At 36.3% G+C, this 26,665-nt stretch carries 18 protein-coding genes, 1 tRNA gene and 1 pseudogene; 10 read left to right on the top strand and 10 right to left on the bottom strand.

Translation table 11 applies throughout. The features are described from left to right. Window positions 1–2: 2 nt before the first annotated feature. Complete coding sequence (ccoG, locus tag CS889_RS06840) at window positions 3–1,379, bottom strand: cytochrome c oxidase accessory protein CcoG (protein WP_089087223.1); 1,377 nt, start codon at window positions 1,377–1,379, stop codon at window positions 3–5. A gap of 105 nt (window positions 1,380–1,484) precedes the next feature. On the opposite strand from ccoG, the gene plsY reads away from it, so the two are divergent. From plsY to CS889_RS08565, 7 genes and pseudogenes are all read left to right on the top strand, one after another. Continuing rightward, a complete protein-coding gene (gene plsY, locus CS889_RS06835) occupies window positions 1,485–2,147 on the top strand; it encodes a glycerol-3-phosphate 1-O-acyltransferase PlsY (protein ID WP_025451121.1) in 663 nt (220 codons plus the stop codon). Continuing rightward, complete coding sequence (locus CS889_RS06830; protein ID WP_000850909.1) at window positions 2,144–2,497, top strand: FolB domain-containing protein; 354 nt, start codon at window positions 2,144–2,146, stop codon at window positions 2,495–2,497. Before plsY ends, CS889_RS06830 begins: the two co-directional genes overlap by 4 nt. Then, window positions 2,481–2,807 carry an iron-regulated protein gene (locus tag CS889_RS06825; RefSeq protein ID WP_089087221.1) on the top strand — a complete coding sequence of 109 codons (327 nt, stop codon included), beginning with the start codon at window positions 2,481–2,483 and terminating at the stop codon, window positions 2,805–2,807. The genes CS889_RS06830 and CS889_RS06825 overlap by 17 nt, the downstream gene beginning before the upstream one ends. Before the next feature lie 169 nt (window positions 2,808–2,976). Further along, entirely contained in the window at window positions 2,977–5,616 is a 2,640-nt protein-coding gene (locus tag CS889_RS06820; RefSeq protein WP_089087220.1) for a TonB-dependent receptor, read from the top strand. A gap of 224 nt (window positions 5,617–5,840) precedes the next feature. Next, window positions 5,841–7,001: an aminotransferase class V-fold PLP-dependent enzyme gene (locus CS889_RS06815; RefSeq protein WP_089087219.1), complete on the top strand. Its 1,161-nt coding sequence runs from the start codon at window positions 5,841–5,843 to the stop codon at window positions 6,999–7,001. 95 nt (window positions 7,002–7,096) lie between these two features. Continuing rightward, the gene (gene nusA / locus CS889_RS06810; RefSeq protein ID WP_089087218.1) at window positions 7,097–8,284 is read left to right on the top strand and encodes a transcription termination factor NusA; all 1,188 of its coding nucleotides are present in this window, start codon (window positions 7,097–7,099) and stop codon (window positions 8,282–8,284) included. A 56-nt stretch (window positions 8,285–8,340) separates the two neighbouring features. Next, window positions 8,341–9,032 (top strand): annotated as a pseudogene (locus CS889_RS08565) (CAAX protease). Between the two features lie 849 nt (window positions 9,033–9,881). On the opposite strand, the gene CS889_RS06800 reads toward CS889_RS08565, so the two are convergent. From CS889_RS06800 to recG, 7 genes are all read right to left on the bottom strand, one after another. Continuing rightward, entirely contained in the window at window positions 9,882–13,421 is a 3,540-nt protein-coding gene (locus CS889_RS06800; RefSeq protein ID WP_089087216.1) for a type IIG restriction enzyme/methyltransferase, read from the bottom strand. A 1-nt stretch (window position 13,422) separates the two neighbouring features. Further along, window positions 13,423–13,710 (bottom strand): DUF7149 domain-containing protein, encoded by a 288-nt coding sequence (locus CS889_RS06795; RefSeq protein WP_000617889.1) that lies wholly within the window; start codon window positions 13,708–13,710, stop codon window positions 13,423–13,425. 125 nt (window positions 13,711–13,835) lie between these two features. Then, the gene (locus CS889_RS06790) at window positions 13,836–16,001 is read right to left on the bottom strand and encodes an ATP-binding protein (RefSeq protein ID WP_089087215.1); all 2,166 of its coding nucleotides are present in this window, start codon (window positions 15,999–16,001) and stop codon (window positions 13,836–13,838) included. Between the two features lie 133 nt (window positions 16,002–16,134). Then, a complete protein-coding gene (locus CS889_RS06785; RefSeq protein ID WP_089087214.1) occupies window positions 16,135–19,044 on the bottom strand; it encodes a type III restriction-modification system endonuclease in 2,910 nt (969 codons plus the stop codon). 2 nt (window positions 19,045–19,046) lie between these two features. Then, window positions 19,047–19,634: a site-specific DNA-methyltransferase gene (locus CS889_RS08755; RefSeq protein ID WP_414842588.1), complete on the bottom strand. Its 588-nt coding sequence runs from the start codon at window positions 19,632–19,634 to the stop codon at window positions 19,047–19,049. Continuing rightward, window positions 19,631–21,115 (bottom strand): site-specific DNA-methyltransferase, encoded by a 1,485-nt coding sequence (locus CS889_RS06780; RefSeq protein ID WP_414842587.1) that lies wholly within the window; start codon window positions 21,113–21,115, stop codon window positions 19,631–19,633. Before CS889_RS06780 ends, CS889_RS08755 begins: the two co-directional genes overlap by 4 nt. Window positions 21,116–21,168: 53 nt before the next feature. Continuing rightward, entirely contained in the window at window positions 21,169–23,040 is a 1,872-nt protein-coding gene (gene recG / locus CS889_RS06775; RefSeq protein WP_089087395.1) for an ATP-dependent DNA helicase RecG, read from the bottom strand. A 76-nt stretch (window positions 23,041–23,116) separates the two neighbouring features. Here recG and CS889_RS06770 point away from each other — a divergent pair, with 76 nt between their 5' ends. Both CS889_RS06770 and CS889_RS06765 read left to right on the top strand, forming a co-directional pair. Further along, on the top strand, window positions 23,117–23,464 hold the full coding sequence (locus CS889_RS06770) for a hypothetical protein (RefSeq protein WP_000837062.1): 348 nt from the start codon (window positions 23,117–23,119) through the stop codon (window positions 23,462–23,464). 3 nt (window positions 23,465–23,467) lie between these two features. Continuing rightward, window positions 23,468–24,103: an outer membrane protein gene (locus CS889_RS06765; RefSeq protein ID WP_000668058.1), complete on the top strand. Its 636-nt coding sequence runs from the start codon at window positions 23,468–23,470 to the stop codon at window positions 24,101–24,103. Here CS889_RS06765 and CS889_RS06760 read toward each other — a convergent pair. Further along, the gene (locus CS889_RS06760) at window positions 24,100–24,852 is read right to left on the bottom strand and encodes an exodeoxyribonuclease III (protein ID WP_078295316.1); all 753 of its coding nucleotides are present in this window, start codon (window positions 24,850–24,852) and stop codon (window positions 24,100–24,102) included. The two genes, CS889_RS06765 and CS889_RS06760, sit on opposite strands and share 4 nt — an antisense overlap. Before the next feature lie 101 nt (window positions 24,853–24,953). On the opposite strand from CS889_RS06760, the gene CS889_RS06755 reads away from it, so the two are divergent. Next, a tRNA-Phe gene (locus CS889_RS06755) sits at window positions 24,954–25,029 on the top strand. A gap of 2 nt (window positions 25,030–25,031) precedes the next feature. Here CS889_RS06755 and CS889_RS06750 read toward each other — a convergent pair. Then, a complete protein-coding gene (locus tag CS889_RS06750) occupies window positions 25,032–26,483 on the bottom strand; it encodes a competence protein (RefSeq protein ID WP_089087212.1) in 1,452 nt (483 codons plus the stop codon). Window positions 26,484–26,665: the final 182 nt, after the last annotated feature.

The raw sequence follows: 26,665 nt of genomic DNA, 5'->3' as shown, positions 1-26,665 counted from the left end.
CTTCAATCTTCACTAGGTGCGATAAACACCGATTCCCTTTCTATCGTAATATTCTTATCGTCTGTGCTGTAAGCTTGTATCGTAATAGGGATTAGAATATCTTTAGTGCGTTTGTATTCTGTGGCGTTACCCTTTAGGGGTTTTCGTAAAATCACTACCGCTTTGATCTTTTGCCCGGCTTTAATGGCGATAGGGTTTAAAGGCTTTTTGATGTGGATGTCTTTTTGCCCTAAAATTTTGAAATAAAACTCATGGTCTTTATTGTCCGTGTTGTGGAATAAAAACACGTAATCGTTATCCACATACCCACTAGATCGCAATTCATACAGATCGCTGTTGCGGTTAATGTCTAAAAGCATGCGTTCTTTTTTAAACGAAGTGATGGCTAAAAGGGCTATCACAACAGCGATAACCCCCATGTAAGCGATCGTTTTTAAACGCACTAGACGCACTTTTTGGCGCGTATTAATGGCGTTAGTTGAAGACCATTGGATGAGTGAAGGGCGGTTGTATTTGGCCATGGTAATCGTGCATGCATCCACGCACTCTAAGCAATTGATGCATTCTAATTGCAAGCCCTTTCTAATATCAATATGCGTGGGGCAAACCTGCACGCAATGCAAACAATTCACGCATTCATTTTCAGCACTGCGTTTTTTGGGGGGTAAGGGAAAAAGGTGGCCCTGATTGTCATAAAGCGCTCCGCCGCGCTTTTCATCATAAATAGGGTTTAAGGTGTCATTGTCATACAACACCGATTGCACCCTAGCGTAAGGGCATAAATAGATGCAAAAACGCTCCGCAACCACCACTATATCAAACAGCACCACTAAGGCGCTAAAAAGCCAAAAACCCATAGCAATAGGGTGATCGCTAGGGTTTTTAAGATACATAAAAAAGTCTTCTGGGGCGATGAAATAAAAGAAAAACAACATCATTAGCCCCGCCACAACAGGAGCGAACAACAAAACGCTCAATGCTTTACGGATCTTATAGCTTGGGGTGTTTTTAGGGCTTTCTTGCTTGTTGCTGATCTTTTTATGGAGTTTGAAAATCTTGGTTTCAATCACATCTCTATAAAGCACCCTTAAAAAGGTTTGCGGGCAAGCCCAACCGCACCACACACGCCCAAGGCTAGTGGTGATGAAAAAAATCCCTATAAAAAGCAAAATAACCATGAAAGGCAAAATTTGCAATTCTTCAGCGCTAAAGATCTTACCTAAAAAATGCAATTGCTTATGCTCAAAAGAGATCAAAAACAAATGCGCCCCATCAATGCGAACAAATGGCGTGATCAATAGCACTAAAGAAATCAATAAAAACCCTATATAACGCTTCAAGCGAAACGATTTTAAAAAATGGCTAGAAGTTTCAAACATTCTCAATATCCTAAAATTTTTAAGCCACTATACCCTAACAACTTAACGCTTTCACTTAAAAAGCAACATGTTATAATGATCACTATTTTATTTGAAAGGGTATTTATGGAAAGCGTTTTAAATTTCCTAACCAATATCAATGTGATTTTCACCCTTTTGGGCTATTTGATTGGGGGGATTCCTTTTGGCTATGCGTTAATGAAAATCTTTTATGGCATGGATATTACTAAAATCGGATCGGGGGGTATTGGCGCGACGAATGTCTTACGCGCCTTACAAAGTAAGGGCGTGAGCAACGCCAAACAAATGGCCTTATTAGTCTTAATCTTGGATCTATTCAAAGGCATGTTCGCGGTTTTTTTAAGCAAATTGTTTGGGTTGGATTATAGTTTGCAATGGATGGTCGCTATCGCTAGTATTTTGGGGCATTGTTATTCGCCTTTTTTGAATTTCAATGGAGGCAAGGGCGTTTCTACGATCATGGGCTCTGTGGTGTTGCTCATCCCTATTGAAAGCTTGATCGGCTTGACGGTGTGGTTTTTTGTGGGTAAGGTGCTTAAAATCTCTTCACTCGCTAGCATTCTAGGGGTAGGCACAGCGACTGTTCTTATCTTTTTTGTGCCTTATATGCATATCCCAGATAGCGTCAATATCCTTAAAGAAGTCGGCACACAAACGCCGATGGTATTGATTTTTATTTTTACCCTTATCAAGCATTTGGGCAATATTTTTAATTTATTGACCGGTAAAGAAAAGAAAGTCTTATGAAAACTAAACAAGGCGTCCATATCCATAACTTGGTGTTTGAAACGATTTTAGGGATTTTAGAGTTTGAACGCTTAAAACCCCAAAAAATAAGCGTGAATGTGGATCTTTTCTACACGGAATTACCTAATAAGGCTTATTTAGACTACATGGAAATCCAAGAAATCATTCAAAACACCATGCGAGAAAAACAATACCTTCTCATTGAAGACGCCTTGAAAGATTTAAGCCATGTTTTAAAAACGCGCTACAAGGAAATCTCTGAGCTTTTTTTGAAAATCAGCAAGTTAGAAATTTCTCCCAATTCTCAAGTGGGAGCGAGCGTGAAAATTTACTATGAAACCAATCTTTAGCCTCTTTTTCCTCCTTATTACTTTAAAAGCGCACCCCATAAACCCCTTATTAGAGCCGCTATATTTCCCCAGTTACGCGCAATTTTTAAATTTAGAACCTCATTTTGTCATTAAAAAAAAGCGCGCTTATAGACCTTTTCAATGGGGGAATACCATTATCATCAAACGCCATGATTTAGAAGAGCGCCAGAGCAACCAGCCAAGCGATATTTTCCGCCAGAACGCTGAAATCAATGTGTCTTCTCAAACTTTTTTAAGAGGAATCAGCAGCGCTTCTTCACGCATAGTGATCGATTCGGTCGCTCAGTAATCAGCCGCTCAATAAAATGCTAAAACTTTTTTTAATCACATTTTTCTTCATATTTTCTTAATCCTAAAACAAATTTAAGGTATTATTAAATAGAATAATGTAATAATAACCTTAGGTTTAAAACTTGACTAAATTTTTTAGAAAAAAGTAAATAAAAAGGCTAAAAGAAATGCTTAGAAATCAATTTCGTATCGTGTTTGTCTCTTGTATTGTCGCTAGCAGTTTGCAAGCTCAAGAAAATACCCACACTTTGGGTAAGGTAACCACTAAGGGTGAAAGGACTTTTGAATACAACAATAAAATGTATATTGACAGAAAAGAGCTCCAACAACGCCAAAGCAACCAAATCCGTGATATTTTTAGGACTCGGGCGGATGTGAATGTGGCTAGTGGGGGCTTAATGGCACAAAAAATCTATGTTAGGGGGATTGAGAGCCGTCTCTTAAGGGTAACGATAGATGGCGTCGCTCAAAATGGTAACATTTTCCACCATGACGCTAACACGGTGATTGATCCTAATATGATTAAAGAAGTGGAAGTGATTAAGGGGGCAGCGAACGCTTCAGCAGGTCCAGGCGCTGTTGCGGGTAAATTGTCTTTCACCACGATTGACGCTAACGACTTTTTAAGAAAGAATCAAACTTATGGGGCTAAAGCGGAAGCAGCCTTTTACACTAACTTTGGATACCGCATGAACGCCACTGCAGCCTATCGGGGGAAAAACTGGGACATCCTAGCCTATTACAACCATCAAAATATTTTTTACTACAGAGACGGGAATAACGCTTTTAGGAGTCTCTTCCACCCCAACTACGATTTACAAGACCCAAGCAATAGCGACATGAGCGTAGGGACTCCTAGTGAAGTCAATAGCGTTTTAGCTAAAATTAATGGCTATATCAATGAAACCGATAGCATTAGCGTGAGCTACAACCTCACACGAGACAATTCTACAAGGCTTTTACGCCCTAACACCACTTCAGCACTATCTAAAGCTAACGATCCAGGAAGCCAGCCAGCGCCTTTTGTGATTGACTTTGGGAAAGAATTAGCCCATACGATCAACTTCAACCACAATTTGAGCTTGAAATACAAGCATGAAGGCGGCCCTAATTTTAACCAGCCGCGCGTTGAATCCACTGCCTTTTTAGGGGTAAGAGGAGGCGATTATAACCCTGTGGTGAATCCTTTCGCTTACAATTCTAACGAGCCGGCTAATCCGGATTACATTCCTGAAGTGAAAGAGTGGTGTAATAACCCGGATAATATCAGCCAATGCACGCAAGGGGCTATCAGGCCTTCTAATGGAGGCTATCAAATAGGTTATGGCGCGCCTAACTCTATTAATTGGCAAGGGGATAGCGATTCTGGTGGAGGGGCGCAAGCAGGGTATGGGCAGCTTAACGCTACCATGCTTTCTACAAGCGCGAATGTTTATCATGGGCTTGTCCCTAAAAACCCTGATTACGACATGACCCCCCCTAACGCTCAAAACCCTAGCGCGAACGATTGGACTTTAGGGAATGCGGACGCTGAAGGCACTTTAGCCAGAAGGATTTTCTTAATCAACTCGGGCGTTAATTTTAAAGTCACCCACCCCATTAGCGAAGATTATGGGAACGTGTTTGAATACGGCATGATTTATCAAAACCTGAGCGTTTTCTCTGGATTGGATAAAGGCAAAAACGGCTATTATAAAAACAATATTGACCCTAACGACCCTAATGGGCCGGGCTTGCCTTACCGCCATTACTACACCGATCAAAGCTCTCAATACCCCCAAAATCTAAACACGCCTAACCCGCTCTATCGTAACATGCCCCAAAATTCGCATGCGATTGGGAATATCATCGGTGGGTTCATGCAAGCGAACTACAATATTTTAAGCAATGTGATCGTGGGTGCGGGAACTCGTTATGATATTTACACCTTGCTAGATAAAAACGGCCGCACGCATGTAACTTCTGGCTTTTCGCCTTCTGCGACCGTGCTTTATAACCCCATTGAAAGCATTGGCTTGAAAGTGAGCTATGCGTATGTAACTAAGGGGGCGTTGCCTGGCGATGGCGTTTTGATGCGCGATCCCACGGTGATTTATCAAAGGAATTTACGCCCATCGATCGGTCAAAATGTGGAATTCAATGTGGATTACAACAGCAAGTATTTCAATGTGCGCGGGGCAGCGTTCTATCAAGTCATCAATAACTTCATCAACAGCTATGGGCAAGACACTTCTAAAAATGGTGGGGGTAACGCGACCGCAAAAAACATGTCAGGGAATTTGCCCGAAACCATTAACATCTATGGTTATGAAGTTTCAGGGAACGTGAGATATAAGAATTTCTTAGGGACTTTCTCAGTGGCTCGCTCTTGGCCAACGGCTAGGGGGCATTTATTAGCCGATACTTACGCTTTAGCCGCCACGACTGGGAATGTGTTTATCCTAAAAGCCGATTATGATGTTCGCAGGTGGGGGCTTACTCTCACTTGGCTCTCGCGCTTTGTCACCAACATGTATTATGAAGGCTATTCTATCTATTACCCGCAATACGGCTTGATCAAAATCCATAAACCCGGGTATGGCGTGCATAATGTCTTTATCAACTGGACTCCGCCTTCTAAAAGATGGCAGGGTTTAAGGATTTCAGCCGTGTTTAACAACATTTTAAACAAGCAATATGTGGATCAAACTTCTGTGTTTCAAGCGAGCGCGGACGCTCCAGCGAGCGATATGATCCCTAAAGGCAAGCGCATGGCGCTCCCGGCTCCTGGATTTAACGCGCGTTTTGAGGTATCCTATCAGTTCTAAAATGAAAGAAATCTTAGGATTTCTTTTTGAATTTTAAACATGGAAACAAACATGAAAAAGCCCTATAGAAACCGCCAAACTCTATGGAAAAAGTTCCGCTCGCTCAACAAACTCATTAAGACGCTCTTAAGGATTTTAAAAAAGTAGTTTTATCAAAAATTTAGCGGGTTTAGATTAAAATAACGCTTTATTTTAACTTTAAAAAGGAACCAAACGCGTTCATTATGGCTAAAGAAACGCCCCCAACAACCCCGGATCTTTTGAAAAACCCTTATCAAAAAATCATCAATGCGAGCGCGAGCGTTTTTGATGAAACTCATGGGCGATCGTTTTTTAGCCCGCAATTTTATGAAAAAATTGAACCTTATTTAAAAGAAGTTTTAACCCATCCCATTGGTTTAGAATGCGATCTCAACACCGCTAAAAAAACGAACCGCTTAACCCCCTTAAAACAGCTTTTTAAGGCGTGTTTTGGCACTGAAGAGGTTTTGATTGTGAATAACAACACCAGTGCGGTATTCCTCATCGCTAACGCTTTAGCGCAACAAAAAGAAATCATTGTTTCTTATGGCGAATTAGTGGGGGGGGATTTTAACCTTAAAGATATTTTATTGAGTAGTAGGGCTAGGCTGCATTTAGTGGGGAATACCAATCGCGCTTATTTAAGGGATTACCGCTTAGCCTTGAATGAAAACAGCAAAATGCTCTTTAAAACCCACAACCCCACTTTTAAAAAAGACACGCCTTTTAAAGATTTGCAAGCCCTGGCTAAAGAGCATGGTTTGATAGATTATTACAATTTAGGGGATGTGGATTTGTTAGACAGAACGGCTTTAGAAGAGATTTTAGCCTTAAAACCATCGCTTTTAAGCTTTAGCGCGGACAAATCCTTTAACAGCGCGCAAGCCGGCATTATTATGGGGCAAAAAGAATGGGTTGAAACCTTAAAAAACCATCCCCTTTATAGAGCCTTGAGGGTGGGTAAAATCACGCTCACCTTGCTTTTTCACAGCCTAAACGCATGGGTCAATCACCAAGAAGAAATCACCATTCATGCGTTATTAAACCAAACCAAAGACGCCTTATTGCAAAAAGCCCTCAAACTCTACGCCCTTTTAAAGCCTTTAGAATTGAACGTGAGCATAGCCTCTAGCTTTTCTAAAATAGGGAATTTGCCCAACAAAGAATTAGAATCCTTTTGCGTGAAAGTCCAGCCCAAAAACACCCGTGCTTTAAATTGCGAGAAACTTTATTTAAAGCTTTTTCAAAAAGGCGTTATTACAAGAATTTCATGCGCATTTGTGTGTTTTGAAGTCTTTAGCTTGAATGGAGAAGATTTGGAAAAAATCGCTCTGGTTTTAAAAGAAATCCTTAACAAGGCTTAAAAATTCGCTATAATAAAATTTCTTTTAAACGCGCCGCTCCCCCACAATAGAGAATGACAAAAAACGATAGAACATCAATTTAAAGGAACTCAAGAATGGAAAAAATCAGCGACCTTATAGAATGCATTGCGTATGAAAAAAATTTGCCTAAAGAGATGATTTCAAAAGTGATTCAAGGCTGTTTGTTAAAAATGGCGCAAAACGAATTGGACCCCCTAGCACGTTACTCGGTGGTTGAAGAAAACAAGCAGCTCCAGCTTATCCAGTTGGTGGAAGTTTTAGAAGACGATGATGAAAGGTTGGTTAACGATCCTTCTAAATACATCAGCCTGTCTAAAGCCAAAGAAATGGATCCAAGCGTTAAGATTAAAGACGAATTGTCCTATAGTTTGAGTTTGGAGAGCATGAAGCAAGGAGCGATCAACCGCCTTTTTAAAGATTTGCAATACCAGCTAGAAAAGGCGTTAGAAGACAGCCATTTTGAAGCGTTCCAAAAGCGCCTTAACAGCGTTTTAATGGGGCAAGTGATTTTAGTGGATAAAAATCAAAACACTTTTATTGAAATCGAGCAGCAATTCCAAGGCGTTCTTTCCATGCGCCATCGCATTAAGGGCGAGAGTTTTAAAATAGGCGATAGCATCAAGGCGGTTTTAACGCAAGTCAAACGCACGAAAAAGGGCTTACTATTAGAGCTGAGCCGCACCACCCCTAAAATGCTTGAAGCTTTGTTGGAATTAGAAGTCCCTGAAATTAAAGATAAAGAAATTGAAATCATTCATTGCGCTCGAATTCCAGGCAACAGGGCGAAAGTGAGCTTTTTTTCCCATAACTCTAGGATTGATCCCATAGGCGCGGCTGTGGGGGTTAAGGGCGTGCGCATCAATGCAATAAGTAACGAATTGAATAAGGAAAATATTGATTGCATAGAGTATTCTAATGTGCCTGAAATTTATATCACTTTAGCGCTCGCTCCAGCCAAAATTTTAAGCGTTGAAATTAAAAAAATCCCCATAGAAGAATTGAGTGCTGAAGAAAAAGAATCCGTTCAAGAGCGTTTCATTGTCAATAACCATTTGCAAAAGGCTAAAGTGCGCTTGTTAGACATTGAAAAATCTAAGGCTATCGGTAAAGGCGGGGTGAATGTGTGCTTAGCGTCCATGCTTACAGGCTATCACATAGAGTTTGAAACCATTCCTAGCGTCAAAGAAAACGCAGAAAATGAAAACGAAAAAGAAACGCAAAAAGTAGGGGTAGAAGCTTTAGAGTCTTTGTTTAAGAATTGAAATGATTTCTGTGAAACTTATTGAGTTCTTAATCAAAAGGGCTTTAAGAAAATACTATGCAAGATTTAAAACATTTTAAAAATGATATTACGCTCATTCTATCCAAAGAAAGATTAGCCGCTTATGATAGTCTAGAGCAATACAAAGAAAATTTAAAACTCATTGCTTCTATCACGCCTAAAATTTCTAATTTAGAAATTTATTTACGCAACGCTTTAGATCATTGTTTAACCCAAATTAAGGGGAGCGAATGGGTGTTTAATGAAAGCGCTTTAACAGATTTAATCAAAGAATTAAAAGAAAAGAAAAGAGAAATCACGCATTCTTTAATCTTATCTAAAATGTCTTTAGGGGCAGTGGTTAGGCTTATTTTTTGTTATAAGTTAGAGGGGATAATATTAGATTTGAGAGCGTATCGTTTGAGAGCTTATTATCACGAAAATAAAGATACTTTGCTTATTATACAATTATATTAAAGCCTATATTGCTTTAAACTTGCTATGGACGATTAGAAATCGCGCGTATCATTGGGAAAATTTACTCAAAATCCAACCGAACAAGCGCCCACAAATAACCACACCATTCAGTGGGAAAAACAGAAAATATTCCAATGGACAGAATTTTAGTGATTGGTGTTGAGCCTAATAAAATCACTCTATTTTTAGATGATTTAATTAAGAGCGTTGGGAATAAAGATTTTGAAGATTTAAGTAGTTTGCAAAAAAGTGGGCTACTGAAGCCCTTATAATGTAGAAGCATTATAACTCAAAAATCAAAATAAATCAAATTTCTTAAAAATCTAATCGCTTTTTTCATCTTTTAACAATCCTTTAGCACAAGAGCCGTTTTTTTATTTAATTCTTCCACTAACATTACCCTCTTTTTGAAAGTTTTCCTGTTGCCAATATACAGATTCAAAAGCAATTCTATGGTATTTTTTACACCGAATTTTTAAAGCGTTTGTTTTAAGCATCACAATCCCTACTATTTATGGTTTTAGTCCAAAGCCATGCGGTAGAAAAAGCTTTTTTAATCTTTAAATCGCATTTGATTGTTTTTGCTTGTTTTAAGGGTTAGGATAAAATAACGCTCACCCCCTAGTTTTTTTGCTAGAGATTAGGGGGTAAATCACCTTCAAAAGATTACTATGTCCAAAAAACATGGTAAAAAGCCCTTGTATTATACTTAAAAATACTTTTTTTAAGTATAGGGTTAAAATCGTTGTTAAAAAAACCCATTAAGCCAAAGGTTCCCCCTATTTAAGGGGTTTCCTTTAAGGTGAATCGTTTTTATTTCTTGTGAAGTTTTTTAATATGATTTTAAATCAGTGATTTATAGCTTTTATAAAAATCGTTTTTGCGAGATTAGGATAAAATAACGATCACCCCCTAATTTTTATTCCACTAGAGATTAGGGGGTAAAGTTTGTCTAGGAGACTTCTATGAGAAAAAATCATAGCAAATACTCTTGGGAAACATTATACCTAAAAATCAGTTTTTTGGGGTTTTGTTTGGAATTAAAAATCAAACGATAGTTTTTCAAGAGTCCCCCTTTTTTAAAGGGGGTGTTTCTTAGACAAAGAACAAGTGCTTTTTATTCACTGCCCGTCTTCAATGGTTTTGATTTCTTCATCGGTGAGGTGGTAGAGCTGATAGACTAAGGCGTCAATTTCCTTTTCTAATCCTTGGGTGTTGGCTTTAGGATCTTTTTCTTTTGCTTGTAGGATTTTATCCACTAAAGCGGTGATTTTATCGGCTAATTCTTGGTTTTTAGGGGTGATTTGTGGGATTGGAAGAGTTTCAAGTTCATATAAATTAACATGGTTATTAGTGCTTGTTTTTCTAAATAACCAATCAAGAAGTCTAGAATTTAGCAACCCAACAAGAAATTTTGCATGCTCTTGCTCTTTACAATATGAAAGGTTACAAGTATCCAAAAAAAGCATTTCTTGATTCTTTACTTCTATAAGATTAGCATGAATGCGATAAGGGTCTGAAGTCCCTGTAATATTTTGTGTTACGATGATATTTTGATAGTAATTTTTTTCAAAAATTTGTTGAGTGATCTGATTATCTTTTGCAAATAAATATTGCGTGTCTAAAAAATACCTATGGCAATTTGCACCCTTGTATATACGCCCATTAGTTTCTTTTTGATCTTGAATATCTTTTAAGTGTATGGTGTTAATGTTGCCTTGTAGAGATTTTTCCAATAAATCTCTAAATAAAATCTTGTCTGTTTTGATCTTTCTAACAATTTCCATTTCCCCACTTTTAATTAGCGGTATTTCATAAAGTGGGAAAAATTTTAAAATTTCATCTTGTTTGATTTGCTCATATTGGATCTGGCTCATTTGGATTTGAGTGTTATTGATAGCAATTTTAAAGGCATGTTCTTTATTAGGTCTATCTTTTAAAAATTCTAATATACATACCCCTTGAATCACATTGCTGAATAATTTTTGTTTTTTATTGAACTCCACAAAATAATGTATTTGGCAATATTTTAACAATAATTCTCTTGTAAATTGTGCGGAACAATCACACATGATTGAACTTTGTGTAATAAGAGATATTAGCCCTTTTTGTTTGGTTAGATTAAAACCAAGCTCAATAAAAACCTTGTAGGTATTTTGTTTTCCAATATCTTTTCCCTCACTAAAAGGATAAAAAATAGATGAATACAATCCTTTTTTAACTTGCATATAAGGCGGGTTACCTATAATGCAATCAAAGCCTAAAAAATTCCCCTCATCGTCTAAAACTTCAGGGAATTCAAAGCGCCATTCAAACGCATTGTGATACTCTCCACCACTTAAGGCATCATCAAGCTTTTTTCTTAAAGCTCTAATACGCCCATAAGAAGCAAAAGCCTCTTCCTCTTCCTTAGGGCTTAGTTTGGGCGTGCCAAAAAGACTTGGGATAAAGTAATTTAAACCAGTTAGCAAACTTTTATCGTCTAGGGCAAAATCATTGTAATTTGTGATGTGTTTTTCAATAGCCTTTTCAAGCTCTGCTTTGGTTTTAGGGTCTTTGAGCGTGAGGGAAAAAGTGTTTTTTAAGTCTTGGATTTTGTTGATCAGATCTTGCTTATTTAAGGGGTAGAGGGGGTTTGGGTCTTTGTATTGAGCGACTAGATCTTTGTATTCTTGGATTTTTTTCTTGATATTGGGGATCTTTTTGAGATCGTCATTCAAATTAAAGCGTGAGATCAAGCTGTTAGCGCACTTGATATTAATGTCAATGTTGGGGAGGGTTTCAAGATTGTTGGTGTTCTTGCCCTCTTCAAAAATATAATAGCTGTATTTTAAAAGCTCTATCCATAGCCTGAGCTTGGTGATTTCGCATGAATTGGGGTTAATATCCACGCCAAAAAGGCAGTTTTCAATGATGGATTTTTTAAGCTCAAAAAGTTCTTTTTGGATTTGGTGGTGGGGGTCGTTTTCGCTATGCGGTATGGTGTATTTAAAGACTTTATCCTCTGGCGTGTGAATGATGATTTCATCGTTTTCTAATTTAAGCTCGTGGCGATACAAGGAAGCAATAAGCCCTAGCTCATAAGCAATTAACACCATTTCATTGAGCGCAGAGACTAGAAAATGCCCGCTCCCCACCGCCGGATCGCAAATGCGTAAGGTTAAAAGCGTGTTTAGGTATTCTTTAGTTTTTTCATTTGATGAAAAATTTCTGTCTATTTTTTCTCGCAACGCTTTTAGATTTTTGCAGTCCCACTGATAAGTGGCGTTGAATTTATCCCGCACGATGGGCGTGATACTCTCTTTGCACATGTAGCTTGTGATGAAGCTTGGGGTATAAAAGCTCCCCTCTTTATAGCCGTTGAGTTTTTCAAAAACAAGCCCTAAAACGCTAGGGTTAATCAAACGGCTTTCGCTCTTATTTTGATTATCTTTAATGTCTTTAGGGGTGGTGGTGAAATCATAAACGTGCAAAAATTCAAAAAGGTATTTTAGCAAGGGCAAATCTTTTTGTTCTTGGTATTCTTCGTGTTTTTTGAGAACGGATTTAGGATAAATCTCTAAAGGCTCGTTATCGAGTGATCTTATTTTATACCCCTTTGATTCCAAAAGCGTTTGATCAAACAAACTGGAATTCAAATAAGGGATTTTTCCTAAAATCTTGTTTTTTTTAGTAGTGTCTTGGGAGCGATCGCTGTTTTTCTTGGCCAGGACTTCAAAAAAGAGAGTGTTTAGGGCGTTGAAATCTTTAAAATTATCTGTGGTTAAGAAAGGTTTTTCAAAATGGTTGAAAGAGATCAAAAGGCTTTCTAAAAGCCGTAAAAACAAAATGCGGTTATTCCAAGCGATGAGTAACGCCATGACTTCTTCATCGTCTAAATTTTTGTATTGCTTTTTTAGGGCATCGCTTAGGGAGTTTTGGGTGCGGCTTTGCTTGATTAAAATTTTCCCTTTGTCATTTTGCTCTTCTAACCCTAAAATGTAAAGCAATTCTTCATAAAAATCTTTGTTAAGCGTGTTAGCGTCAGAATATTTTGGAATTTTGAGCAAAAAATTAGGGCTTAGGGCTTGATAGATTAGGGCTAAATTTTCTTTTTTGAGAGAGATATGGTAGTATTTCAAAGAATGATCAAGTTCATTAAGGTGCTTTTGGCAAAAATCATAAAACGCTTTTGTGCTTGTATCGTTACCCTTTCTATCGTAGCAATCTTTAAAGGCGTTTTCAATTTCTTTATCTTTATTAAAAGCCTCAAATTCGTTCGCATCAATGATATAAAGCTCTTTAATAGTGGCTAATATAAGATGCTTAATGTTGTTATTACCTTTTCTTCTTTCTATGAGATAATAGAAAAGGCTTTCATGTAAGGCTTTAACATTCAAATCACCCTTTTTAATAAATTCGTTGGGGTTTTTAAGGGCTTTAAATTCAATGATCACTTCCACTTTGTTATTGTCATTAACAATAGCACTGTCTATTTTTTCAATAGGCTTAACCTTGTATTTAAAAACGCCTTTCAATAAATCATTAAAAGCATCGTTTTGGTGATTTTCATTTTCTTGTTGATTGGTTTCTAAAAAGGCGTCAAAAGCTGTTTTGAAAACTTCCAGTTGCTCTTTACTTGGGTAGTTTGTGTTGGGTAAATCTAATTTTTTATAATCCATGTTAATTCCTTATACCGCTTAAAAACGCATGCTTTAAAAGTTTATCGTTGTTTGAAAAAGCGTTTTTCAACACCGTGCTTTTATAAGCGTAACGCTCTTTAATGCTTGAGATTTTGCCTAAAAATTTATTGATTTCATTTTTTTGAAATTCTTCATCATCTTGTCTTGGCGCGTTTTCTAATAAGCTGTTTATTTCTTTTTCAAAATTTTCTATAGTTTCTTTTGTAGGTGTTGGAGGATTGTATTTTTTAATGAAATCCTTGAGTAAAATGCGAGTGAAACGAATCATAAAACGCCTTTAAAATTGGATAAAAACGATTATAACAAAAGTGCCATGAATTTTAAATAAAACGCTTTTCTTTGAAATTGTTCCATGTGAAACATTAGAGTAATCAGTTTGTTGATAATCCTTGTTTAATTTAAATTTTTGACTTCCTCCAAACATGCATATAAATGATCAAGGGGTGTGTCTAAAATGGGTTCGAACATGAAAGAGTTAATGTGGATATTTTCAGGAGTAATCATTAAAACCTTTTGTATAACCCTTTTTTCATCATCAGATAGTTCTTTTTTAGTGGCATCATATAACTCCCTTGTTTGATTTTTCTCCGATTTGAATTCTTGATTTAGTTTATTTAGTTTATTTAACATCCATTCTTCAGCTTTTAATCTGATCGCCATTGAAAGAATAATCTTATTTTGTAATTCAATATGATTACGATCTTTATCGTTATAAATTTCTTCTGCAATATCATAAATTGCTTGAAGGAAGTATAATTTTGAGTTATCTTTTTCAATCTTTTTATTTTTTCGCTCTTTGCCAAAAACGCTATCAAAAATCTTTGAAATATCTTGAATGGGAATAGTTTTTGTATCTTTTTTCATGTGCAAGCAATTTGTAAGTATTATATAATTGCTGTCTTTGTCTGCTTGAGAGCTTGTGTATTCAATCAAATTCCTCACAAAAGGTATCAGTGTGAAAAAGTCTTTATCTTTTTCTGAGTCTCTAATACATTTAATAAAACTCTTCAAATACCCACCATTTTCAAAAATTATTTCTCTGGCATCATTTTTACGGATCATTTTAATCTGTTCTCTAGGAATATCCAAACGGCTTGCTAGGGTGCGATAAAAATCAAAATTATGCGTCATCACAAGCAATTTAAATTGTCTGCATTCTTGCAAATCCTTAAGATACTCAATAATTGCATATTTATTTCTATAATCAAAAGAGTCTGAAATATCATCAAAAACTAAAAGTTGGACTTCGTCGCTTCTTTTTCTAGCCTCAATTTCAAACAAGATTTGTAAGATATATAACGCTCTCTTTTCTCCTCCGCTTAAATGTTTTTGCAAATCTTCTTTTTGAACATTCATATCCTGATTGTCATCAGAAAATATAAATCTAAATTGCGCGGTGTCTTTATTTAATAAAATATCTTTTTGATTTTGAAGCTCCACTTTAAAGGGAACAAGAAATCTTTGATTAAAAATTTCAATGACAGATTCCCATTCTTTCTGGTCTTTGTTAGCTTGTTTTATAATTTCTTCTATTTTAGGCTTTTTCTCTCTATAAAGATTAACCAAACTTTTAACATTTTGAATAACTTGTTTAAGATAGCTAAACAACACCTTTTCTCTAAAAGAATCATAATCTAAAAGTTCTGTCAATAATGTATTATCCTTATTGATAGCATCTTTAAAGGCTTTAAGTTCCTTATTAGCATTTATGACTTTTTCAATCTTATCAAAGCTCTCTTTAAGCTCCTCATTATTTAAAATTCTATTTTTTTCATTTTCAAAAATATCTGACAATTTTTGATAATTCGTAATTTCCTCTCTAGCAATTTTTAAACTATGGTTAGCTTTAAAAAACCTGTTATTTTCTAAAGCTTTTTTAAGATCATCAGCATGGTTTGTTCCAAAATCCCCACTATTCATATGTTTAAAAATCTCAGATTGAGACAATAACTCTTGATATTTATTAAAATATTGCTCAATCAAATCACGATGCTTATTGACAAAATCTTTTACTTTTTTTGATCTATCAAATATATCATGATATTCAAAAGAATAGTGTTTTTCGCTGTTTTCTATTTCAGTCAAATAAGTGTCTAAAATTTCATAAAAATTTTTATTTTTTTCATTTTTAATTATTTCTTCTTCACAATCAAAACCGCTTGCAATACCTCTAAGACTTTTTAAAAGTGTCTTCTTTTCTTTTTCTAATTCTGAAAAAATATTATCATATCGTTGTTTGAGATCTGATTTTGCCATAAAAGTTGTAACGCTGTCTTCAGAGCTAAATTTTTCATCATAAGAATGAAAAACAGCAACATTTTCTTTTGATATTTTCTTACCATTAAACTCAATCTTTATTTCACTTTCACGATTAGGATAAAAATTATCTTTTGGCATTTCGTTATTTATCAAATCGGTCAGGCTTTTTGCAAATGAAGTTTTAAAAACCCCATTTTGAGCATATAAAAGATAGCTATTTGATTTTGAAAAATCTAAAGATGTTTTTTGTATCTTTCCTATCCCATAACAATTCTCTATATTGATAATTTTTAACTTCATTGACTACTCCTTAGTAAATTTAATCAAACCTTATCGTATTCATTTTAATAAGATCTTTTTAAAGATTAAGTTTAAATTGATCCAAATTGAAATTGTTCCATGTGAAACATTAGGGTAATTGATCTTATTAACTCTAATCTTTGCGATTTAAAACTTCATTGATCAACGCGCTTAATTGATCATCACTCAATTTGGTTTCGTATTCAATATTCACGCCTTGCTTTTTTAAAGCTTCAAAAAATTTCTTAGCGGTTGAAATTTTTCGCTCTTCTTCAGGGCGCAATTCGCTTTTTTTATCAACCCCCTTAGTTTCTACCACTAACAACACTTTTTTATCGTTATTTTCAACCACATACCCAAAATCAGGACTATAAGTTTGATTTAACCCTATTGGGATCTTAACCCTAGGGAGCTTGCCAAAAACAATGATTTTAGTGTCGTTAGATTCTTCAATCGTGTCTTTTTCAATCTCGCTATCCACTTGCATGAAATTTTCATACAGGCATTTTTCTTGAGCGCTTGAATTTTTAATCTCATATTTATCCGCCCCCAAACTCCCGTCTAAAAACTCTCTAATCTCTCCCTTTTCATCATAAAACGCATCGTTTTTTCTGTTTTTAATGGTCGTTTCGCGCATTTGATAGGAAATTTTATCTTTAATATTTTGATAAATAGCTTCCAAAAACAGATCTTCTAAGCGCTTTAAGCCCTCTTGTTCGTTTTTTTTAATTTCATTAAACTTGTTTTCATCAATGTTTTCTAACACTTTAGCCACGCTTTTGAAACTCAATTTCACCTTATTAGACAAGGCGCTGATAAATTCATGCAGACTCCACACGCATGCGTTTTCTCGCTCAAAAGTCTCTGTAGTAGCGTTATTCCCCATCGTTTCTACTTTTTTATGCGTCGTAACCGAAATCTTTTTTGAACTAACATTAAAAGAAGCATTGATTTTTTTGACAATCTCATCAATCAAGCTCTCGCTATCAATGGCATAAGCGATCCGGGCTTGATGATTCAAACCCGCCCATAAGGTTTCAAATTTTTTAAAATTTTCTTTATTGATTTTGATTTTTTCAGTTTTTCGCTCGTTTTTGTTCCTCACTCTAAAATGGCCAACTAAACGATCTTTTAAAAAATCTTTTAATTTTTCAAAATCCAAGTATGTTTCATTTTTTAATGTTTCTAGTTCCGGCTCTTTTTTTAAAAATTCGTTTTGATTGAGGGTGAGTTTAAAGTTTTCATCATCTGTTCTTTCTCCAAAACCCAAACCCTCTAACTTTTCAAATAAAGCCCCGTAATACCCTTTTTTAATCATGCCGCTTTTTTCTAGCTCTCCCCCACTGAATGCGTGTTTGATCAAGCTGTGTTCGCTTATCTCTTGTTGGATCGCTCCCACAAAATCCCCCTCCACTTGCGGCACGATCACCACCAATTCATTGACAAAATCAAAATCAGCATGCTCTTTAGTGATGCGTTCGCCCTTATCATTCACAGCGAGCCTTAGCCCCCTACCGATTTGTTGCAATTTAGTGATATTGGAATGACTGGGGGCTAATTTGCAAATCGTCATCACGTTAGGGTTATCCCACCCCTCTTGCAACGCCCATTGCGAAAAAATAAACCTGAGATCAGAATCAAAACTCAGCAATTTTTCTTTTTCTTTTAAAATGAGTTCGATCGTTTTAGTTTCATCGCTCTCTTTCTTGCTTTTAGCGAAATACCCTCCATGCACTTTTTTAATATCTTCTCTAGCGCGCTCTAAATACGCCCTATAATTTTCATCTAAAGGCTTTTTTAAGACTTCTTCAAGCTCTTGTTGGTAAAGTTTTTCAAATAAAAGGGCTAATTTGGCCGGCTGTTCATTTTCGCTTAAATAGCTATTCACCCCGCTAATAAACACCATGCACAAGGCTTTAATCCCCTTTTTAAAAAGCCCTTCTTCTCTTTCAAAATGGCTTTTTATCGCTTCTTTCAGCATCACTTCTTGCTCGCCCTCTATAAAATAAGAAAAAGGCTCTTTTTGATCCAGCAACAAATTAACGCCATTGAGAAAACGCACCTCATTTTTAGTGATGTTTTCTACAATGTAATCTTCTAAAGCGCTGATACGAGTTAGCGCGCCCAGATTATCATGCGTTTTGACTTTGACGCTTTGAGTTTTATTTTCTAAATTCGTGTAATTGATCGTCGCTTCATTTTGTTTTTTGTTAGCCTCTTTAAGCTCTAAAAAATACTCATTACTCTCCCCCACAGACGCCACGCTAATGCTTTTCACTAGGGCGCAATCAAACGCTTTTTTGCTGTCTAGCGCGTAAATCAAATTATTGTAATCATCTTTAAAAGTCGCCCCAAACCTGAGCGTGATTAAAGCGTTTAATTGTTCCAAATATTTTTTTGTTTTATCGCCTAAAAATCGGTGCGGTTCGTCTAAGATCACGATAGGGCGGATACTGGCTAAAGCTTGCATGTAACTTTTTGCGCCATTGAATAGATTCGTGTTTTCTAAGCATGATTGATTGATAGTGTTTTTCTCTTTATTAAAAGCAGAAAAAGTCATCACCAACACACAGCATTTATGGTTGCTCGCTAGAATGAATCTTTCTACATCTTCATAGCTTTCTAAATGCGTGTTAGAATACTCGCTTTTAAAAAATTCTCTTGTGATTTCAACACTCTTTAAAACCCCTAATTTAATGGCGTTGCTCGGCACTAAAACGATAAATTTTGACAAATGGTAGTTTTTGTGCAAGGCATAAACGCATTCCAAAAAGCAAAAGGTCTTCCCGGTGCCTGTTTCCATTAAAATATCGCAGTTTAACGACTTCTCAATCCCCACGCTTCCCTGGGTTATTTTTGGCTCGGATCGTAAATCCTCAATATTTTCTAATAAAAGATTCTTGATCGCCTCTGTTTCAAAAACAGGGTTAGCAATCCTTTGAGCGTCATTTTCTGGCTCCCTCAAATCAATCCCCTTAAACACCCCTAAAATCTGATTCAAGCATTTTTCTTGATAATCCAATCGTTTGAATTTGATTTTCACCTCTACCCCCTAATCTTTAAATCGCCGCTCTCTAATTTCAAATCAAACAAATTACTGCCCAATTCCAAACACAACCTGTCGTTACTGATAGCGGGCATATACATGCTGATTTTTTCCACCCCTTTATCTTTCAAGTTTTCTAAAACTTCACTCATTTCTATATCCCCCACAATGAAAGCCGTATTTTGAGCCAGATACAAGGCGTTTTCAATCAAGCAAATTATAGGGGTGGTTAGCTCCAAACCCTCGCAGCCTAAAAGCTTGATTAAAATCGTTTGGGTTTCCATTCTATCAAGGTTAGAATAAGCGAACAAATCCTTTTGATTGGCTTGACTGAGATTTTTATCATTAGCATGCGTTTCATCATCAATGATTTCAAACGCTCTAAACCCCACATCTAAATTGGGGCAAGCTTCTTTTATTTTAGCCCCCGCTCTTTTAATCCTTTCTTCGGTGATGTCAAAAATGCTCGGCGAGGTGGAATTTAAAGTGTTCAAACAAAAATCATGCGTGCTTTTGTTGTTTTTGGGATCAATTTTTTCATCTAACTGGACGAGAATGAAGCGCCTTTCTTTAAATGCGGCGTTCAAGCCATTAAATAACCCCCCCCCCCCTCACTTAATTTTTGATAATCGCTCTTATTACTCTCTAACACGGCATGCGCGGTCGTCCCGCTCCCGGCGAAAAAGTCTAAGATGATGTCGTCTGAATTTGGCGTGGTTGAAATTTGCAATAAATATTGTAATAATTTTGTATTTTTTGGATTACTAAACACTTTATTATTCATTATTTTTTTTAATTCTTTCGTGCCTAGACTACTGCTTACAAAATCTATAAAACTTTTTGGTGGATTTTCTTTTTCTATTGTCGCATAAAATTTTCCATTAGAATCTTGTTTCACTTGTTTGGCATCTAACCATTCTTTACGAGAAATTGAAAAATTATTCCTGTTTTGTTTTATAAGAATCTTATTTTCACTTATTAAATTCTGAAATTTTTCAAAAGAAACAACCCATCTTCCTAATAACTTTTCTTTTTTTGGAGGGCGAATTGCATTATAGCCTTGATTGATTAAATTTTGATTAAAAGGTCTATAAACTTCTTTTTCATTGTTGCTTGTTTTAGCTTTTTCAATATCATAATCCATAAAAATTTGCAAGTCCATAGTTGTTGAATTATAATAAATTGTATATCCGCACAAAGCGTGATGATTGAGATCGCTATTTGCGTTTCCGCTTACAAATCCACTTCCTTCATAATAAAATTTTCCTGTTTTTTTATCTTTAAAAACTTCCACTTTTTCATTTTGTATAATTTTGATTATAGGATTAGATTCTATATTTTTAGCATAACATAAAATATACTCGTGATTTTTTTGTATGGTATCGGCATCATTTTGCGCGTTACCTTTAAGCCATATCATATTTCCACAAAAATTATCTTCCCCAAAAATCTCATCGCATAAAAGTTTGAGTTGGGCGGCTTCGTTATCGTCAATGCTGATGAAAATCACGCCGTCTTGTTTGAGCAAATCTCTAGCGAGCAGCAATCTGGGATACATGAAACTAAGCCACCCGCTATGGCTTTTTAACCCAAAAAGATTCTTGATATAATCCAATTTTTCTTTAGAATAATCCAATGTTTTTAAAACCTCTTCATTGGATTGCGAGAAATCATCGCCATAGATAAAATTGTCGTTTTTCGTGTTGTAAGGGGGGTCAATGTAAATCATTTTGATTTTTTCACTATAGCTTTGTTTTAAAATTTTGAGAGCGTCTAAATTATCGCCCTTGATGAGAATGTGCTTGCTCGTGGATTCATTTAAGGGCTTTAAAATCTTATGATTTTTCTTAAAAGCTTGATTTAAAGCGATTTTCTTACCCACAAAATCCAACCCATAGCCCTCTTCTTTTATCTCGCTAAAATCCCCTAGTAACGCTTTTAATCTTCCCACATCCAGCGTGAGTTGGTTGTCATTTTCTATACTCAAGCAACCGGGAAAATAACGATTAAATACCTCTAAATTTTTTTCATTAACGCTTTTTTCTTGATCCATTTCTTTATTTTGCATTGCTACCCTTTATTTTAAATATTCCTTTAAATTACCCAATTCTGCCTTAATTTTCAATTTTCAAATGTTCCTTGTGAAACGCTAGCGTTTTTTAAAAAATCTTGTTTCACTTCAGCGATAATGTTTTCATCTTTGGCTAAGTCAATGTATTCAAAACTATTCCCGCTCTGCTCCCCACCCTGAAGTAAATCCCCGCTTTTTCTGTATTGTAAATCCAATTCAGCGATTTTAAAGCCGTCCAATTCATCAGCAAACTTTTCTAATCGTTCGTTTTCTTCTTGGATCGTGCATAAAAAACAATAGCCTTTCAAGCCGTTACGAGACACGCGCCCCCTTAACTGGTGCAAAGTCGCTAAGCCTAACCTTTCGGGCGCTAAAATCACCATCACGCTCAATCGTGGTAAAGAAATGCCCACCTCAATGAGCGTGGTCGCTAAAAGAATGCTCCCTAACTCTCTAAATTCTTCAATCACTTCTTCTTTATTTTTATCTTGCCCTGAAGTGGTATAAACGTTTTTAAAGCGTTTTTGCCAGAAACTCGCCCCCTCACTGAGCGATAAATACGGGATTTTTTCGCTCTCATTCACCAGCGGATAAACGACAATGACTTGGTGGTTTTTAGCGATTTCTTCGCTAATTTTTTCCATCACTATTTTAAAATCTCTTTTATGCAAGACTAGGGTTTCAATTTCTTTAGGGTAAGGGATTTCTCTAATCATGGTCGTTTTCACAAACGCGCTTTTGGCTAAAGCCAGAGTGCGAGGAATGGGGGTAGCGGAAAATTGCAAGGAATGGGGCTTATTGCCCTTACTGCTTGCCATTTTTTCTAATTGGTAGCGCTGCTTGGTGCCAAATCGGTGCTGCTCATCAGTGATCACTAAAGCGAATTCATCTAAATCGCGCTTATTAAACAACAACGCTTGCGTGCCTATGACAACATGCGTGATTTTTTCAAACAAACAATGGGATCGCTTTTTATGGCTCCCGCCGAGCAGTAATTCCACTTCAAAATAAGGGGGTAAAAATTTTAAGGCTTCGTTATAAAGCTGTTTAGCGAGAATGGAAGTGGGCGCCATTAAAAGGGTTTTATTAGGGTAGGCTAATACCATGCTCGCTAAAATCACCATCGTTTTCCCGCACCCCACATCGCCTATAATCAAACGCTTGCACGCTATGGAGCTAGTGAGATCGCTTTGGATTTCTTTAATGGCGTTTTGTTGATCGCGCGTGAGCTTAAAGGGTAAAGAAGTAATAAACGATTTCAAGCGTTCGCTGTTATTAGGGCATGCGATTTTGGCGTTGAATTGCAATTTTTTGCGCTCTAAATTTTTCATATAAAAAAGCATTTCAATGTATTTTAATGCATTTAAATGTTGTGAAGGGAAATTTTTATTCGTTTCAAAATCCTTGACAAAATGCGGCGTGGGGAAAAAGATTTCTAACAACAAACATGCGATATTCTCTTTAACGCCTTCCTTTTTTAAATTTTCTAACGAAATGAGTTTTTGTAAATTTTCTTGTATTTTTTTATGATTTTTAACTTTTTTAAAAATTAAAGAAATTTTTCCAAATTCGGTAAGGATTTTAGGCGTGTTAATAATATAAGCTTGATTAAAAGAGCTTTGCTCTAATTTACCATAAATAAACAAACTCTCGCCGGTTTTAAATTGGTTGTAATAAAATGCGCTGTAATTGAAAAAAACAAGCTCTAAATTTTTATAAAATCGTTTGGAATAGGCGAAAATCTTTAAAACTTTGGCGTAGTTCCTTTTATCTAAAATACCCACTTCTAAAACGCCGCTCAAACCCGTTTCAAAACGCTCTAACAAGCTTAAATCCTTATAACCCTTAGGCGTATAAACAAGCAAGGCTTCCAAAAGCGATTTCACGTTCAATGTTTTTAATAAATGATTTATTTCTTGCAATTTGTTCTTAGTCAATCCTTAATCGTTTTTATGATAAAATAAACAAATTATACATTGACTTAAGGAAATTTAATTGATGAAATCTAAAATCACTCATTTTATCGCTATCTCTTTTGTTTTAAGCGTGTTGAGCGCATGCAAAGACGAGCCTAAAAAATCGTCCCAATCGCACCAAAACAACACTAAAACCACTCAAAACAATCAAATCAATCAACCTAATAAGGATATAAAAAAGATTGAGCATGAAGAAGAAGATGAAAAAGTCACTAAAGAGGTGAATGATCTGATCAATAACGAAAATAAAATTGATGAAATCAATAATGAAGAAAACGCTGATCCTTCGCAAAAAAGAACGAACAACGTTTTGCAACGAGCCACCAACCACCAAGACAATCTCAGCTCCCCACTCAACAGGAAGTATTAAAGTGTGAAATTTTTTTCAAAGGATTTGTTTAAAAAAGTAACCCCTTTATTTTTAAGCGTTTATTTTTTAAACCCTACCCTTACGCAAGCCAAAAGCCGTTTTTATGTGGCTTCTCAATACCAGGTGGGGAAAATGATCATGAAAAAATACAACGATCTCAAACGCACGATTGAAGGGGCGAGCTTTTCTTTAGGCTGGGAGATTAACCCCACTAATTACTGGTTTTATTCGCGCTATTACTTTTTTATGGATTACGGGAATGTCATTCTCAATAAAAGAACGGGCGCTCAAGCGAACATGTTCACTTACGGCTTTGGGGGGGATTTGATCGTGGAATACAATAAAAACCCCTTGTATGTATTTTCTCTTTTTTATGGCATGCAAGTTGCTGAAAACACATGGACGATTTCCAAACACAGCGCGAATTTCATCATTGACGACTGGCGCAGCATTCAAGGGTTTTCGCTCAAAACTTCAAATTTCAGGATGCTAGGTTTAGTGGGGTTCAAATTCCAAACCGTGCTATTCCACCATGACGCTAGTATTGAAGTGGGGATCAAATGGCCTTTCGCTTTTGAATACGACTCACCCTTTGTAAGGCTTTTTTCTGTCTTCATTTCGCACACTTTCTACCTTTAAACTAATTCTAACCCTACCGGACAATGATCGCTCCCTAAAATATCTTTATAGATCAAAGCGTCTTTTAAGCGCGTTTTTAAAGGATTAGAGCATAGAAAATAATCAATGCGCCAACCAATGTCTTTATCCCTCGCTTGTTGCATGTAACTCCACCAGGTGTAAGCCTTTTCTTTGTTAGGGTAAAAATAACGAAAAGTGTCAATGAAACCAGCGTTCAAAAGCTCGCTGAATTTTTCTCTCTCTTCATCGCTAAAGCCGGCGTTTTTTCGGTTGGTTTTAGGGTTTTCTAAATCAATTTCATTGTGGGCCACATTCAAATCCCCACACACAATGACCGGTTTTTTCAATTCTAAAGCTTTTAAAAATTTCTTAAATTCCACTTCCCAACTCATGCGATAACTGAGCCTGGATAGGGCTTGTTGGGAATTAGGGGTATAAACATTTACCAAGTAAAACGATTCAAATTCGCAAGTTACCACGCGCCCTTCTTTGTCATGCTCTTCCATATCAATGCCATAGCTCACGCTTAAAGGCTCTTTTTTAGTGAAAGTTACCACCCCAGAATAGCCCTTTTTAATCGCGCAATTCCAAAAATCAAAATACCCTTTAAATTCAAAGGTGTTTTGTTCTTGTTGCATTTTAGATTCTTGAATGCAAAAAACATCCGCATTTACGCTATTAAAAAAATCCATAAAGCCCTTAGTCATGCAAGCCCTTAACCCGTTCACATTCCATGAAATCAATTTCATTTTAATCCTTGTTTGATTTTGAGTGAATTATATCTTTTTAGTCATTTTTTTAAAAATTAAGCTTTGTTTTACCTTTTTTATGTAATAATTGTTTTTTGCTTGGCTTGATAGCTCAGTCGGTAGAGCAGAAGACTGAAAATCTTCGTGTCGGTGGTTCGATTCCGCCTCAAGCCACCATTTTAAACTTCATTGAATAAATAATTCCCCTTTTTGACACACACAACACGAGAGTTTTCAATACTCAAAGGCGTGCTTTTGGCTCGTGGTTGTTCTTCTATTTCTAAGGCCATGCACACCCCTTCTTTAAAGCGCACATGGTTTTTAACCCATTCTTTGTATTCGCTGCTCTCTTTGATTATATCGTTTAAATAATGCCCCTCATACACTTCCACAAATTCCATGAATTTTTCATTCAAATTCAATTCATTGCGCGTTATTTCGCTTTTTCGTGTGGAAGAATAAGCCAATTCGCTGGTTTCATAAAAAGTCGGCTCTATTTGGTCGTCTTGTTTGGGGCGCTCATAAATGGCTTTCACTAATTGCGTGGTGATTTCATACTCGCTCTCCCACGCTTGTTTTAAAGGCTCTTCTATCAGATAGCATTGCCTAGTCGTGCCGTCTTTTCTCGCTCTAGCCCTTTTGCATTTTTCTGTAGAGCTTCTGGCTTGGAGAATGGCGAAATTGTTTTTAGCTTCAAAAGTTTGAGGGTCTTCTAAAGGCTCTGTTTTATGAACAGAAATTTTGGTATAAGGGGTAATGATCTTACCGCTTTTATTTTCAGCGGTGCTGTAATCGCAAGGGGTAATGTCTGTTGTAACCTCTTTGTCTTTATCAACGCGTTTTAAAACGCTTGGGCGATAGGCTTGTAAATTTTCATCATCATAAACCCACTTCCCGCATGCGAATTCCTTGATATTAGGATCTCTAATCGCTTGTTTTTCCACATTATCCCTATTATTTTCATTGTTTTCATTGTTTTCATTGTTTTCACTCGCATCAGCGTTAGGGGTGTTGTTAGGGAGCGTTTTTTCAGTGGGTGGCGTTACAAAGAGGTTGTTTTCTTGATCTTCTGAAGAATGTTTTAAAGGGGGATTAGCGTCGTTTGTTGGCGTTTTAACTTCGTTAGCAGGGCTTATTTTGCTAGGAGTTACTAAAGGCTGTAAAAGGCTGTTTTTAGAGTTTTTAGAGCCTAGTTTGGATTCTGGATAGGAAAAGTTTTGAGGAGATTGTTGCGATGAGCTGGGTTTGTTTTGTGGTTTTTGCATGGGCGCGTTTAAAGAAGGTATTGGGTTTGAGTGCGGTTCTTTTAATTCCTTTGAAGAAAAAACGATTTGGGTGTTTCTGGGAATAGTAGGGCGGTTGGGGCTTAAGGTCGTTTCTAAAGAAAGTTTTTCATCAAGGGGTTGATAGACGATTGCCGTGGATATGTGGGTGATAGTGAGCGTGAGTTTTTTGTGTGGGGAGATATTATAAATGCCTAAAACCTGTTTGGGCTCTTTAGAATCAAGGACTTTAGCCTTAAAAGTGCCTTTATGCGACGAAGTTTTGATTTCTTCTAAAAGCTCGATCACAAGGGCTTGAAGAGGGTTAGAGAAAGTCAGAAAGAAAGACAAATAAAGGGATTTTTTCATGCTTATTCCTTTTTATTTTTGATTTTTGGATTATATCTTAAAAAAAGGTTTAGTAAAAGTTATAAATAAGTTATAGATAGGTAACACTTTAATTAATAATATTTAGTAACAGTAGTAGGGGCGTGAATGGATGGAATGAAAAATTAAAAAGCTTTAGGGGTGTGCGTTTTTAGGGGGGTTGT

The sequence above is a fragment of the Helicobacter pylori genome (genome assembly GCF_900120335.1).
GTDB lineage: Bacteria > Campylobacterota > Campylobacteria > Campylobacterales > Helicobacteraceae > Helicobacter > Helicobacter pylori_BU.
Note: the sequence above shows the minus strand (reverse complement) of the source record. Positions and strands in the feature narration are given on the sequence as shown.